This is a genomic window from Thioalkalivibrio sp. AKL12 (assembly GCF_000377925.1).
GTDB classification, from domain to species: domain Bacteria; phylum Pseudomonadota; class Gammaproteobacteria; order Ectothiorhodospirales; family Ectothiorhodospiraceae; genus Thioalkalivibrio; species Thioalkalivibrio versutus.
On record NZ_KB898905.1, the window covers coordinates 1 to 13,772 of the forward strand.

A 13,772-nucleotide genomic window follows, 5' to 3' on the forward strand; every position below is an offset into this window, starting at 1 on the left:
AGACCAATCGGCGGACGACCCCGCTTCCCCTTCGGGTAGTGCGGCTCGATCGCCTCCACCAGCGCCGCCCAGGGCGTGATCGCATCGATCTCCCCCAGAAAGCGGTCGCGCCGCGTCTGCTTGCGCTTGGCGGAGTACTCGAGATCGGAAAAGCTGCGCTGGGACATCGGCCATCACCTCGGGCAGGAAACCTGGCGCCATTATCCCAAACCCGCCAGGCGGGCGGGACCCACGGCGGATTAAATCAGTGTTTCCCTTAATCTGGAGGAGGTCGCGCCGGAGGAAATCGAGCCGGAAGATGCGCTGTTCCGTGAAGGACTGGGGCTGGATTCCATCGATGCCCTGGAGCTGGCCCTGGCCATCTCCCGCGCCTACGGCGTCCAGATCCGCTCGGACGACGAAAACAACCGCGAGATCTTCGCGTCCTTGCGTGCGCTGAGCGCCCATATCGAGGCCAACCGAGCCACGTCGTGAACACCCCACTCGCCGCCTGCGTGGCCCTGAGTTATCCGGTCGCGGTCGTCCTCGGCGTGACCTTCGAGATCCCGCTGGTGCCGCTGGCGGTCCTGGCCAGCCTGATCCTGGTGGCTGCATGGGCCTCGCTGGCCGCCACCGGACGTGGCGTGCTGGCCGCGAGCCTGGCCGTGGGCATAAGCCTGTTGCTCCTCGGCGGGATGGCCACCTGGCTGTTGTACACATTGCCGGTGCTCATCATGGGGCTCTTGTCGCTTCTGTTCGCGCGTTCGCTACGCAGCGACTCCACCCCGCTGATCACGCGCTATGCCCTGGCCATGGGGGCCTCCGACACCCCCGCGGTGCACCGCTACACGCGCAACCTCACCATTACCTGGGCCCTGCTGTGTGCCGGACTGGCAATCGTGTCCGCCTGGCTGGCGCTGTTCGCCACCGCCACCACCTGGGCCATGTTTGCCAACGGGATCAACTACCTTTTGCTGGCCGGCCTGTTCCTGCTGGAGTATCCGCTGCGCCGCTGGCTCCTGCGCGACGAGCCGCACAACGGCTTCCTGGCCTATCTGATGGAGCTGGCGCGGGTCGATCACCACCGGATGCTGAGGCACCCGTGACAGATACCCAGCAGGTCACTCGACCACTGATCGCCGACACGCCCGCCCCGCTGGCGCGCATCGGCGATCGGGCGATCTCGCGCGCCGCCTTCCTCGCCGACGCGCAGGCTCTGGCCGCACGCCTGCCGCAGGCGCGGGCGGCCTTCAACCTGTGCCAGGACCGCTACCACTTCGCGGTCGCCTTTGCCGCCATTCTGCTGCGCGGCCAGGTCAATCTGCTGCCCCCGAACCGCGGGAGCACTACCCTGGCCGAGATCGCCAGCCAATACCCGGACGCGCCTGCCCTGGTCGACGGCCCGGATGCCGAGATCGCAATCCCGATCCTGCGGGTGTCCGCCTGCGGCGCAGCCGGCGAGGCCACCGGGGCGATCCCCGAGATCCCCGCCGACCAGACCGCCGTTCTGGCCTTCTCCTCCGGCAGCACCGGCACCCCCACGGCCCATGCGCGGACCTGGGAGGCCCTGCATGCTGTCACCTGCCAGGCGCTGGAATGCTTCGATCTGGTGGATGGCTCCGGACCGACCCTGATCGGCACGGTCCCGCCGCAGCACATGTACGGTCTGGAGTCCACGCTCCTGTACGCCCTGCTGGGGCACGCCACCCTGCTCGCCGGACGCCCGTTCTACCCCGAGGACATCCGTGCCGCACTGGCGGACTGCACCCCGGCCGTTCTGGTCACCACACCTTTTCATCTGAGCGCCTGCCTGCGTGCGGGGCTGGAGTGGCCGACCCCGGAACGCATCCTCTGCGCAACCGCGCCCCTGGACCCGGAAACGGCCGGCCAGGCCGAACGGGTGTTCGGCTGCCGGCTGGACGAGATCTACGGTTGCACCGAGGCCGGCGCCATTGCGACCCGCCGCACCACCCGCGAATCCGACTGGACGGCCTACCCCGGGGTGCAACTGCGCCGCAATGACGACGGCCTCGCGCGCGTCCAGGGACCCCAGCACCCCGAAGCGGTCCCGCTTCCGGACCACATCGAGGTCCGGGACGTCGGCCACTTCCGCATGGAGGGGCGCCTCGCCGATCAACTGAACATCGCCGGCAAACGCGCCTCCCTGGCCGATCTCAACCGCCGGCTCAACGCAATCCCCGGGGTACTCGACGGGGTGTTCATTCCGCCAGGCACCGATCAGGAAGCGCACGGCGTGACCCGGCTGGCCGCCCTGGTGGTGGCACCGGATCGCAGCGCGGCCGAAATCCAGGCCGCACTGGCCGAGTGCATGGACCCGCTGTTCCTGCCGCGCCCGCTGGTCCGCGTGGAGCACCTGCCGCGTTCGGCCACCGGCAAGCTGCCGCGCCAGATCCTGCTGGACCTGCTCGCCCACCACGGCCAGTGCGCCTGAGCCGCCCGCCCTGATGCAGACCCTCATCCAGTCCACCATTCGCCGCATCGGGGCCGGTCACCCATCCCTTCCCGGACACTTCCCCGGTCACCCGGTGGTGCCCGGCGTGGTCATCCTCGACCAGGTCGCGGCGGTGGCCCACGCCCACGGTCTCGGGCCGGTCGAGGCCCTCCCCCAGGTCAAGTTCCTCGCACCCCTGGGACCCGAGACGGCATTCCGGGTCGAGATCGATCCGCCCGGGCACGGCGGCCGTCAGGCCTTCCGCGTACTCGCGGCGGATGGCGAGGCCCCCGTCACCTTCTGTGCCGGCCAACTGATCACGACTCACGACACCGCGGACGCATGAGCCGCGGCTGGTTTCAGCAGGCGGAACGGGGCTCGCCCCTGGCCCTGCGCATCATCCTCTGGGTGGCCCTGAATCTCGGGCGCCGCGCCAGCCGCACCCTGCTCTACCCGATCACGGCCTACTTCCTGCTGTTCGCACCGCAGTCGCGCCGCCACAGTCGCAACTACCTGCGCCGCGTCCTGGGGCGCGAACCGCGCCTGGGCGATTTGGCCCGGCACCTGCACTGCTTTGCGGCGGTCATCCTCGACCGCGTCTTCCTGCTCGCCGGCAAGGACGCCTGTCTGGACATCCAGGTACACAACCGCGAGACCTTCCTGGAACACGTGGACAGTGGCCGCGGCGCGATCCTGCTGGGCGCGCACCTGGGCAGCTTCGAGGCCCTGCGGGCGCTGGCGGTGGGCAAGTACGACTTTCCGGTCAAGGTCCTGATGTACAACGACCATAACCAGAGCATCACCCAGGTCCTGGAGGCCCTGAACCCCGAGGTCGCCGCCTCGGTGATCCCGCTGGGGCGTACCGAGACCCTGATCCAGGCCCGCGAGTGCCTGGATCGCGGCGAGCTGATCGCGACGCTGGGCGACCGCGTCGCCGAGAGCGACAAGATGGTCGCCTGCAACTTCCTCGGCGACACTGCGCTGTTCCCGCAAGGCCCGCTGCTGCTGGCCGCGGTGCTCAAGGTCCCGGTGATCCTGTGCTTCGGGCTCTATCGCGGGGGCAACCGCTACGATATCTTCTTTGAACCTTTCGCCGAGACCATCGAGGCCCCGCGCGGGCAGCGCGATGCAGCCCTGGCACACTGGGTACAGCGCTACGCCGATCGCCTCGATGCGCGGGTGCGCGAGGCCCCTTACAACTGGTTCAATTTCTATGACTTCTGGGACGATGCATCCAAATAGGCGAGGCCACGGCTTTGGCCCGCGTATCCGCCAGTCCGGCATCACGCTGATCCTGGCCTTGGGCCTGCTCGTCCCTGTTTCGGCCCTGGCCAACGACACCCTCGGCGCCTTGCTCGAAGCCCTGACCACCGAGCGCGCGGCGACCCTCGCGTTCGAAGAACGCCGCGACGACCCGATGCTGGAATTCCCGGAGACCCGCTCGGGCTCCCTGGCCTTCGATCCCCCCGACACCCTTACCCGCCAGGTCGACGGCCCGCGTGGCGAGACCGTGCACATCGGGGGCGACACCCTAACCCTGGAACGCCGCGGCACCAGCCGCGAGATCGACCTCAACGAACAGCCCGCCCTGGCCACCCTGGCCGGGTTGTTCCGCGCCCTGCTGACCGGCGACCGCGAGACGCTGGAGGCCGACTTCGAGATCGACGTCACGGGGGACATCGACGCCTGGACCCTCGCGCTGGTCCCGCAGGATCGCGCGCTGCGCCGCATGGTCCCCGAACTGACCCTGAGAGGCGCCGGCGGCGAACTGCACGAACTGGTCACCATCGAGGCTGGCGGCCACCACAGTCGCATGCGCTTCGAACCGCCGCAGTACGCGGACTAGGGAAACACTGATCAATGTGCACGCTCGCGTTGGCACCCCAGGTTTTCCGAGACAAGGCGCGCTGTGCAGCGGGTAGTGGTTCTACCAGCAAGCGGCGCAACGCAGGATCGGGGAACCTGGGGTGCCAACCCCGAAGGGGCTCGGCCGCTTTTGCGCGGGAACGGCGTTGCGGCTCCCTTGTGCAGAATGACTGCACGGCAGTCACCGCGCCTTGTTCGCACGCAAAAGCGACTCGAGCGCGAGCGTGCACATTAATCAGTGTTTCCCTAGTGGTCCTTCAATGGGATCATTACGGGTTCAGTTGGTCTGTCAACGTTCAGGGCAAGGCGCGGCTCGCAGTGAATGGCCGTAGCCCTTTACAAGAGCCGGAACGCGGCCATGGGCGTTGACAGACCAACCCTTCGGGCGTTCCTGTGGTGCTCCGCTGCGGCGTTGCGGCGCTTGCCAAGGGCTACGGCCATTGCCTGCGCACCGCGCCTTGCAGCGAAACGCCACAGGAGCGCTGAACCCGCAATGATCCCATTGAAGGACCACTAGCCCTTGCTGCGCCGCCACCCCTCCCGCGTTGCCCTGACGCTCTGGCTGGCCGCCCTGCTCCTGGCCACGCTGACGCTGACCCTGCGCGGCGAACTGGTCACCGACCTCCAGGGCTTTGCCCCGGACCCGGCCAGCGCGGACGGGATCGCCCTGGACCCCGGGGCCGGCCCCGCCGGACGCATGCTGCTGCTGGCCATCGCCGGTGGCGAGGCCCGCGAGCGGGCGGCAGCCAGCGATGCACTGGTCGCGGCCCTGGAGGATGCCCCCGATGTTGCCGGCATCCACAACGGCCGCCTCGACCCCGACGACCCGGCGCTGGATTTCCTGATCGAGCATCGCTACCTGCTAAGCCCCCGGGTCGATGCCGAACACTTCAGCCAGGACCGCCTGAGCGAACACCTGGAGGCCCGCCGCGACGACCTCGCCAGTGCCGTCCCGGAACTGCCGCGGGAACTGATTCCGCGCGACCCCACCGCGGAGACGCGGGCCGTCCTGGAGCAGCTCGCCGCCAGCGGTGGCCAGGCGACGACCGGCGCCGAAGGCGTCTGGGTCACCCCCGACCGGGGACGGGCCCTTCTGGTGCTGCGCAGCGCGGCCGACGGTATGGACCTGGATGCCCAGGCGAACCTGATCGCACGCACGCACGCGGCCTTCAGCGACCTCGACGAGCCGGATCTGCGCCTGCAGATCGCCGGCCCGGCGGTGATCGCGGTGGAATCCCGCGCCACCATCCGCGGCGAAGTCACCTGGATCACCGCCGGCGCCAGTATCGCGCTGGCGCTCCTGCTGCTGGCGGTGTTCCGCCATCCGCACCCGGTCTGGCTGGCGGCCGTGCCACTGGCGAGCGGCATCCTGATCGCCGCGGCCGTGGTTACGCTGGTCTTCGGGCACCTGCACGGGATCGCGCTGGCCTTCGGCATCACCGTGCTGGGCATTGCCCTCGACTATCCGCTGCACCTGTTCGCCCATGCACAACGAGGCGATAGTGAACCGTCCGGCGGCGAACGGGCCGACGGCGGGCGCCTCCCGCAGGTCGCGCGCGAGCTGTGGCCCGCCATTGCCCTGGGGGCCGGCAGCACGGTACTGGTGTATGCCCTGATGGCGATGACCGGGTTCTCCGGCATGGCCCAGCTCGGGCTGTTCGTATTGACCGGTGTGGCCGTGGCCGCCGTGGTCACCCGCTGGATCCTGCCCACGCTGGTCCCCACCCGCTTGCAGCGCGAAGGCCTGCCACCGCTGCGCCTGCCCCTGCCCACGGGTCTCGCCCAGCCCCCTGCCATCGCGCGCTGGGGCCTCGCCCTGCTGGCCCTGGCCGCGATCATCGTGGTCGCGACTGCCGACCCCTTCCCCTGGGAGGATCGCCTGTCCGCCCTGCACCCGATACCGGAGGACCAGGTTGCGCTCGACCAGGACCTGCGCAGCGCCCTGGGGCTGCCGGACGTCCGCCATGCCCTGCTGGTCAGCGGCGAGACGCCGGAACAGGCCCTGCGCGGCAGCGAGGCCCTGACACCGGGCCTGGAGGCCCTGCGCGAGACCGGGGCCCTGGACGGCTTCGGCCATGCCGCGAACGTCCTGCCCAGCCGGGCACTGCAGCGCGAGCGTCAAGCCGCGTTGCCGGAACCCGATACCCTGCGCGAACGCCTGGAGGTGGCGGGCGCAGGGTTGGGGTTTCGCGACGGGGCCTTCGAGCCCTTCGTGAACGACATCCAGACGGCCCGCCAGCAAGACCTGCTGGAACCCGAGGGCCTTCCCGACGGGCCGCTGCGCAATGCCCTGGAACCCCTGCTCCAGCCCCGCGATGACGGCACTGGCTGGATCGCCTGGGTGCGCCTGCAGGGCGTCCATGACCCCGATGCCCTGACCCGCTGGGCCGAAGACGCGCCTCTGGCCAGCGTGCCGGAACTGGACGGGGTGGGCATCCGCCACATCGACTTCTTCCGCGCCTCCGAAGAACTGGTGATCGGCTTTCGCGTCGAGGCCCTGCAACGGCTCGCGCTGGGAATGGTCGCGGTGGCCCTCCTGCTGCTGGTCGTCACCCGAGCGCCGGGACGCAGCCTGCGCATCCTGTCCGCGGTGGGCACCGGGTTGCTGCTGACCCTGGCCACACTGATCCTGCTGGGCATCCAGCTGTCGCTGTTCCACCTGATCGCGTTACTGCTGATCACCGGGCTGTGCCTGGATTACGCCGTGTTTTTCAGCCGCCCGCTGCGGGATGCCACGGCGCGCCTGCGCAACCTGCGCTCGGTCAGCGTGTGCGCACTGTCCACGCTGGTGGTGTTCGGTCTATTGGCCCTGTCCAGTCTTCCGGTCTTGCAGGCCATGGGCCTCACGGTGGTGCTGGGCGTGGTATTTTCCTTCCTCGCAGCGGCCCTGCTGGCCCCCGAGGCCAGCCGCCGGCAAACTGCCTGAAGCAACGCCGAACTGGCCCAATCCACCCGGAAACCCCTCCGGCCACAACCCGCAGATACGCCCGTCCATGGACCCCCTGGTCATCACTGCCCACACCCTGACGAGTGCCGCCGGCACCGGGATCGCCGCCAACGCCGAGGCCCTGCGCAGCGGCACCAGCGGACTGCGTGCCTGCGACCTGGAGCGCGTCAACCTGGACACCTACGTCGGCCGCGTGCCGGGTGTGGAAGCCATCGCCCTCGAGGGTGCCCTGGCCCCGTTCCAATGCCGCAACAACCAGCTGGCCGAACTGGGGCTGCGCCAGGACGGCTTCGTCGCTGCGGTGGCGGCTGCAGTGGAGCGCCACGGGGCCGATCGGGTAGCCGTTTTGCTGGGCACCAGCACTTCCGGGATCGCCGCCACCGAGGCCGCGTACCACCGGCGTGACCCGCAGACCGGGGCCCTGCCACCGGACTACGACTACCAGCACACCCAGAACATGTTCTCGCTGGCCGACTTTGTTGCCACCCGCCTCGGCCTGTCCGGCCCCGCCATGGTGGTCTCCACTGCCTGCTCGTCCAGCGCCAAGGTCTTTGCCGATGCCCGGCGCTACATCGCGGCGGGACTGTGCGACGCCGCCGTGGTCGGCGGCGTCGACAGCCTGTGCGGCATGACGCTGTACGGCTTCAACGCCCTGCAGCTGGTCGCCGCGCAGCCCTGCACCCCACTGGATCGCGACCGGACCGGGATCTCAATCGGCGAGGCCGCCGGCTTCTTCCTGCTGGAGCGCCCCTCCGCGAATGCCCAAGGCGCACGGCTGACCGGTTACGGCGAATCCAGCGATGCCCACCACATGTCCGCCCCGCACCCGGAAGGCCTGGGGGCCGCGACGGCACTACAGCAAGCCCTGGACCGTGCAGGGCGGCAAGGCGACGAGATCGACTATGTGCTGATGCATGCCACCGCGACCCCGGCCAACGACCGTTCCGAGGCCCGCGCCCTGATCCACCGCCTGGGCCCGACCCCGCGCGCGGTGGGCAGCAAGGGCCTGACCGGACATACCCTCGGGGCCGCCGGCGCGGTGGGGGTCGCGCAGGCACTGGCCAGCCTGGCCGGCGGCTTCGTGCCGGCGACCGCCGGGCTGCGGCACCCGGACCCGGAACTGGGCCTGGATGCACGGGCAGAGACCGAGGACCGCCCGGTTCGGCGGGTCCTGGTCAACGCCTTCGGGTTCGGCGGAAACAACTGCAGCCTGCTGCTGGAGGCACCGCAATGAACACCATCGGTCTGCATGCGGTCGGACTGCTGGGCCCGGGACTGGACGACTTCGAGACCGCCCGCGCCATCCTCGCCGGCACGGCGCCTCTGACGGGCGACGCGATCAATATCCCACCCGTGCGGCTGCTCCCCGCCAACGAGCGTCGACGCACCACGACCACGATCCGCCTGGCCCTGAAGGTGGCGGAAGAGGCCACGACCGACAGCGATCGCAGCCAACTGCGCAGCGTGTTCGCCTCGTCCTCCGGCGACATGGACATCATCGATCGCATCTGCGACGCGCTCACCCAGCCGGAGCCGGTGGTTTCGCCGGTCCAGTTCCACAATTCGGTGCACAACGCCCCGGCCGGTAACTGGTCGATCGCCACCCGCAACCCCGCCCCGGCGACCGCCGTATCCGGCTACAACGCCACGGTGGCCGCCGGCTTGCTGGAGGCCGCGACGCTGCAACAGTGCGAGGGTGGCGAGGTGCTGCTCACCTGCTACGACGTACCGTCGATGGAGACATTCATCCGCGTGCGCCCAATCCACCATGCGTTCGCGGTCGCCCTGCGCCTGGGGCCGGTGGAGGGCGCCACCTGGCGGCTGCAGATGGACCTCAAGGGACCCGCCACCGCCGATCGCTGCGGGGCAGACGAACTGGAGGCCCTGCGCGCGAGCAACCCGGCGGCACGCGCCCTGCCGCTGCTGGAGCAACTGGCCCGGGGCACGGCCGGCCATGTTACGCTTGACGCCCCGTTGGGCCGGTCGCTGAGCATCCGCATCGAGCCCTGAACAATCGCTTGGATCAGGAAGATCCCGCGCATGCCATCCCGACCCGAAACCCTGGATCACGACGCCATCTGCCGGCTGCTGCCGCACGCGGGGGCGATGTGCCTGCTGGATTCGGTAGAGGCCTGGTCCGACGACGCCATCCACTGTCGTGCCGACAGCCACCGGGATCCGGCCAACCCGCTGCGCGGGGAAGGCGGCCTGCATGCCCTGGCGGCACTGGAATACGGCGCCCAGGGCATGGCCGTGCACGGGGCGCTGCTGGCGGATGGCGGCCCGCCCCGGGCCGGCTACCTGGCGGCCGTGCGCAACCTGCAACTGCGGGTCCAACGTCTCGACGGCCTCGACGACCCGCTCGAGATCCACGCCGAACGCATCCTGTCGGATACCCACAGCTCGATCTACGACCTGCGGGTCACCGCCAGTGACCGGCCGGTGCTGAGCGCCCGTGCGACGGTGATCCTGCAACCCGCCGACGAGGAAAAGACCCCGTGACTGCACGCGCCCTGATTACCGGAGCCAGCGGTGCCATCGGCGCCGCCATTGCCCAAGCCCTGGCCGCGGCTGGCCATGAGGTGGTCCTGCACGCCCATCGCAATGCCGACGCGGCCGAAGCAACAGCCGCGGCCATCCGCGCCGACGGCGGCCAGGCCCGCGTGCTGGTGTTCGACATCACCGACGAGGGGGCCTGCCGCGAGGCCCTGGAGCCCCTGGCGGCCGAACAACCGGTGCAGATCCTGGTGCATAACGCAGGCATCCACGACGATGCGCCGCTGGCCGGAATGCGCCGCGAGCAGTGGGACCGACCGATCGACGTCGGACTGAACGGGTTCTACAACGTCACCCAGCCACTACTGCTGCCGATGATCACCACCCGCTGGGGCCGGGTCGTGGCGATCTCCTCCGTCGCCGGGCAGATCGGCAATCGCGGCCAGGCCAACTACGCAGCGGCCAAGGCCGGGCTCCATGGTGCCATTCGCTCGCTGGCCCAGGAGGTCGCCTCGCGCGGGATTACCGCCAACGCGGTCGCCCCCGGGATCATCGAAAGCCCGATGAGCGATTCGAGCTTCGATGCCGACCGCATCCGCAGCGTCGTACCCATGCGCCGCGCCGGCCAGCCCGCGGAGGTCGCGAGTGTGGTCGGCTTCCTCGCCAGCGAGGGCGCCAGCTACGTGTCCGGTCAGGTGATCGGCGTCAACGGCGCCCTCGCCTGACCCCGCCATGAGCCACGTCGTTGCCCTGATCCCGGCCCACAACGAGGCCGCCACCATCGAAGACGTCGTCGCCGGCGCCCGCGCCCACGTGGACCGGGTGATCGTGGTGGACGACGGCTCCAAGGATGCGACCGCAAGCCTGATCGAGGGCCAGGCGGAGGTCCTGCGCCAGCCCGAGAATGGCGGCAAGGCGGCCGCGTTGTGGGCCGGGATGCAGCATGCCCTGGCCACCGGAGCCGATGCCGTGGTGACCCTGGACGCCGACGGCCAGCACGACACCACGGAGATCCCGGCCCTCATCGCCGCCTGGCGCGAGACCCCCGAGCGGCTGATCCTGGGGGCCCGACTCAAGGGCCGCGAACATACCCCGCCGCTGCGCCTGTTCGGCAACCGCATGGCGGACTTCTGGATTGCCTGGGCCTCGGGGCAACCGCTGCAGGATTCGCAGTCGGGGTTCCGCCTGTATCCCGCGGCGCTGTTGCGACGCCTCGAGCTGCGTCATCACCGGGCGCGCGGCTTCGTGTTCGAAAGCGAGGCCCTGATCGTCGCCGAGCGGCTGGGATTCCCGGTGCGGGTGGTCCCGGTACGCTGTATCTACCCGGAGAACCACCGCCCCAGCCATTACCGCGCGACCGCGGACACCCTGCGCATCATCGCCATGGTCGCCGGCCACCTGCTGCGCCGCGGGATGCGCCCGCTGGGGCTGTTGCGCTCGCGGGGCCTGGTGCGCTGAAGGCCCCGGCGTGCCGCTCCGGGCCGCGCCCTTGGAAACCACCGGCACGCATGTCTACACTCTCGACGCACCCATCCCAGAAGGAAAACGCCATGAATACCAGGACGTTGCTGGTCATCCTGTTTGCCAGCCTGATCGCGCTGGCCGGCTGCCGCGGCACGGTCCCCGTGCACAACGTCAGCGATACCACGGTCACCGATGTTGCGGGTGAACGCCCCAGCGCCGAACAGATGGAACGCGCCATCCGCACCGCCGGAACAGCGCTGGGCTGGCGCATGGAAGAAGTGGAACCGGGGCTTCTCGAAGGGCGACTTGCGCTGCGCGACCACGTCGCCGAAGTGGAGATCCCCTATGCGGCGGGTGAATACAGCATTCGCTACAAGGACAGCACCAACCTGAACTACGCGGACGGCAATATCCACCCGAACTACAACAACTGGATCCAGAATCTGGACAACCAGATCCGGGCGCAGATCTCCGCCCTCTGATCCCACCCCGCAGCGCGTCGGGCACACCCCGGCGCGGTGCGCACGCTCCAGGGCAAAGGGCCTTTCATCACGAAGCGCATGAAGGCGGGGAGATCGGAAGGAATGCGGTGACGGAAGCGTCTTGCGCCTCCGTTGCGGTCTTGCCCATCATCCAGTCTTTACACCGACCGGGTGATGCTTTTCAGGTTTTCTTCGTCCCTTCCTGTGCGCCGCGGTGATCCCAAACCGACTCCGCGGTCACGGGTCAGTCGGGGCGCGGGCGTTCGTCCGGCTTGCGTGCCTCGCCCTCGGAACTCTTGGGGGTCGGCTCGTCGTCCTGGGCGTCCGATTCGTTGGCGCCGCCGGCCGCCTCGCCGGGACCGGCGCCGTAGTCACGGCGCGTCATGTGCGACAGCAACTGCCCGGCCCGGTCCTCGAGGCGATCACGGGTCGGCTTGTCTGCCAGTTCCTCCGCGCTCTGCGCCAGGTGGTGGTAAAGGTCGCGGTAGGAACCCGCCATGGTCGCGAACAGCGTGGCCGTGCGATCGAAATGGTCGTTGACCTGGCTGCGGTAGCGGGTCAGTTCCTGCATGCGCCGGTCGAGTTCCTCTTCCAGCTCGCGGATCAGCTTGCGCTCGTCACTGGTGACGCGGCCCACCCAGAAACCCACGAGGGCGGCAACCACGATGGCCAGAATCCCGAGGGCCACCCACAGCCCCACTGCTGTCTGTTCTTCCACCACGACATCCTCTGAAAATGGAGCCGCCATTGTGCCGCAGGCCCTCGCCGAACGCACTGCCGGGCATGCTAACCTCGCCACAACAGGGACACCGGAACCACGCAGGAAGGCCCCCGGAAGCCGTTTCAATCCGCCGTACAACCAAGAGCCAGACCCACCATGATCGAACCGCAACATGCCCAGCAGATCCGCCAGGCCCAGGCCGGCCTGATCAACCTGGTGGTGCAGGCCACCCAGAACCCGGAGACCCGCCGCGAACTGGAGCCAGTGCTGAACCAGGCCCACGAGGCCGGCTGGGGCGAGCTGATCCTGCGCATCCGCCGCGTGCTCGAAGGCGAACGCGACACGTCCCTGCTGCAGGGGCTGGACGACGAGGACACGGTGATCCTGACGGCGATCCTGGCCGGCCTGCAGGATCCCTCCACCCTGCCGGATCCCGAGCAAAGCGGCGATCCGGCGCAGGCCGCACCGGGGCTGGCCCAGATGATCCACGGCGCGGCCCACGGAGACGCCCAGTCGCTGCACTGGCTGTCGCAGATGGCCGAACAGATGAGCCGGGCCGGGGGCAACATGGCGCGTCTGGGTGGCATCACCAAGCGCCTGGTGGACGGCGAGCGTGACCCGGATGTGCTGTGCCGCGGCATGGACGCCCAGGGCGAGTCGCTGGTGCTCTCGATCCTCTCGGAGCTGGGCAAGCTCGAGCACCACTGACCAACCCGTGCGCCATTCCAGCATTTGCAGGCCGCGCGGCCGAGGCACGTTCCGCCTCGAGCATCTGATGCTGGCCGTAATTGCCCTGTGGCTCCTGCAAGGCTGCGCCGCAGTCACCCTGCAGCCGCCGGCCGAACCGGAAGACCCGGTCACCGTGGCACTCCTGGACCACGGCCATCACTCCAGTCTGGTCCTGCCGACCGCGACCCCGGACGCCTGGCTGCGCTATTCCTACGGCGACTGGTCGTTTTACGTCGAGCGGCGAATCAACCCCCTGCAGGGGCTGGCCGGGCTGTTCCTGCCCACACGGGCGGGCCTCGGCCGGCAATCCCTGACCGGCTCCAACCTGGAGGACGCGACGGCAACCCAGTTGCGCGTGCCGCTGGAGGAACTGCATCTGCTGACGGTCCCCGGGGCCAGGGTTACGGCACTGCGCGAGGCGCTGGAGGAAATCTGGCAGGCGGGCCACGATGACCGCAAGGTATCGACAGAATGGGACATGGCCTTTGTCGAACACCCCGAGGCCTACACCCTGCGCAACAACTCCAACCGCATGGTCGCACACTGGCTGACGGCCCTGGAGGTCGATGTCTCGCGCCTCCCGATCATGTCCAACTGGAAGCTCGACTCACCCTGAGGTCAATCAGGGCCTTCTCA

At 69.3% G+C, this 13,772-nt stretch carries 16 protein-coding genes and 1 pseudogene; 15 read left to right on the top strand and 2 right to left on the bottom strand.

What is annotated here, in order from left to right; all coding sequences use genetic code 11:
- Positions 1–167: pseudogene (locus tag D579_RS15125) on the bottom strand (IS5/IS1182 family transposase); the annotation flags it as partial.
- A gap of 76 nt (positions 168–243) precedes the next feature.
- On the opposite strand from D579_RS15125, the gene D579_RS14920 reads away from it, so the two are divergent.
- The 13 genes from D579_RS14920 to D579_RS0112330 all read left to right on the top strand — a co-directional run bounded on the left by D579_RS14920 (position 244) and on the right by D579_RS0112330 (position 11,686).
- Positions 244–474, top strand: coding sequence for a phosphopantetheine-binding protein (locus D579_RS14920; RefSeq protein ID WP_026289528.1), 231 nt, complete (start codon positions 244–246; stop codon positions 472–474).
- Positions 471–1,085: a hypothetical protein gene (locus D579_RS0112275; RefSeq protein WP_018952178.1), complete on the top strand. Its 615-nt coding sequence runs from the start codon at positions 471–473 to the stop codon at positions 1,083–1,085. The genes D579_RS14920 and D579_RS0112275 overlap by 4 nt, the downstream gene beginning before the upstream one ends.
- Positions 1,082–2,431 carry an AMP-binding protein gene (locus tag D579_RS0112280; RefSeq protein ID WP_018952179.1) on the top strand — a complete coding sequence of 450 codons (1,350 nt, stop codon included), beginning with the start codon at positions 1,082–1,084 and terminating at the stop codon, positions 2,429–2,431. Before D579_RS0112275 ends, D579_RS0112280 begins: the two co-directional genes overlap by 4 nt.
- 13 nt (positions 2,432–2,444) lie before the next feature.
- The gene (locus D579_RS0112285; RefSeq protein WP_018145364.1) at positions 2,445–2,777 is read left to right on the top strand and encodes a hypothetical protein; all 333 of its coding nucleotides are present in this window, start codon (positions 2,445–2,447) and stop codon (positions 2,775–2,777) included.
- Positions 2,774–3,673, top strand: coding sequence for a lipid A biosynthesis acyltransferase (locus D579_RS0112290; RefSeq protein ID WP_018952180.1), 900 nt, complete (start codon positions 2,774–2,776; stop codon positions 3,671–3,673). The genes D579_RS0112285 and D579_RS0112290 overlap by 4 nt, the downstream gene beginning before the upstream one ends.
- A 58-nt stretch (positions 3,674–3,731) precedes the next feature.
- Complete coding sequence (locus tag D579_RS0112295; protein ID WP_026289523.1) at positions 3,732–4,277, top strand: LolA-related protein; 546 nt, start codon at positions 3,732–3,734, stop codon at positions 4,275–4,277.
- Positions 4,278–4,817: 540 nt separating this feature from the next.
- Entirely contained in the window at positions 4,818–7,223 is a 2,406-nt protein-coding gene (locus tag D579_RS0112300; RefSeq protein ID WP_018952182.1) for an MMPL family transporter, read from the top strand.
- Positions 7,224–7,290: 67 nt separating this feature from the next.
- Positions 7,291–8,478, top strand: coding sequence for a beta-ketoacyl-ACP synthase (locus D579_RS0112305; protein WP_018952183.1), 1,188 nt, complete (start codon positions 7,291–7,293; stop codon positions 8,476–8,478).
- Positions 8,475–9,254 carry a beta-ketoacyl synthase chain length factor gene (locus D579_RS0112310; protein ID WP_018952184.1) on the top strand — a complete coding sequence of 260 codons (780 nt, stop codon included), beginning with the start codon at positions 8,475–8,477 and terminating at the stop codon, positions 9,252–9,254. The genes D579_RS0112305 and D579_RS0112310 overlap by 4 nt, the downstream gene beginning before the upstream one ends.
- 30 nt (positions 9,255–9,284) lie before the next feature.
- The gene (locus D579_RS0112315) at positions 9,285–9,746 is read left to right on the top strand and encodes a hypothetical protein (RefSeq protein WP_018952185.1); all 462 of its coding nucleotides are present in this window, start codon (positions 9,285–9,287) and stop codon (positions 9,744–9,746) included.
- The gene (gene fabG / locus D579_RS0112320; RefSeq protein WP_018649688.1) at positions 9,743–10,465 is read left to right on the top strand and encodes a 3-oxoacyl-ACP reductase FabG; all 723 of its coding nucleotides are present in this window, start codon (positions 9,743–9,745) and stop codon (positions 10,463–10,465) included. The genes D579_RS0112315 and fabG overlap by 4 nt, the downstream gene beginning before the upstream one ends.
- Before the next feature lie 7 nt (positions 10,466–10,472).
- Positions 10,473–11,198 carry a glycosyltransferase family 2 protein gene (locus D579_RS0112325; protein ID WP_018952186.1) on the top strand — a complete coding sequence of 242 codons (726 nt, stop codon included), beginning with the start codon at positions 10,473–10,475 and terminating at the stop codon, positions 11,196–11,198.
- A 92-nt stretch (positions 11,199–11,290) separates the two neighbouring features.
- Complete coding sequence (locus tag D579_RS0112330) at positions 11,291–11,686, top strand: hypothetical protein (protein WP_018145355.1); 396 nt, start codon at positions 11,291–11,293, stop codon at positions 11,684–11,686.
- Positions 11,687–11,930: 244 nt separating this feature from the next.
- Here D579_RS0112330 and D579_RS0112335 read toward each other — a convergent pair whose 3' ends face one another.
- A complete protein-coding gene (locus D579_RS0112335; RefSeq protein ID WP_018145354.1) occupies positions 11,931–12,404 on the bottom strand; it encodes a YhcB family protein in 474 nt (157 codons plus the stop codon).
- Between the two features lie 159 nt (positions 12,405–12,563).
- On the opposite strand from D579_RS0112335, the gene D579_RS0112340 reads away from it, so the two are divergent.
- Together D579_RS0112340 and D579_RS0112345 are read left to right on the top strand one after the other, a co-directional pair.
- On the top strand, positions 12,564–13,115 hold the full coding sequence (locus D579_RS0112340; protein WP_018952187.1) for a hypothetical protein: 552 nt from the start codon (positions 12,564–12,566) through the stop codon (positions 13,113–13,115).
- Positions 13,116–13,182: 67 nt separating this feature from the next.
- The gene (locus D579_RS0112345; RefSeq protein WP_018937228.1) at positions 13,183–13,752 is read left to right on the top strand and encodes a hypothetical protein; all 570 of its coding nucleotides are present in this window, start codon (positions 13,183–13,185) and stop codon (positions 13,750–13,752) included.
- Positions 13,753–13,772 lie beyond the last annotated feature (20 nt).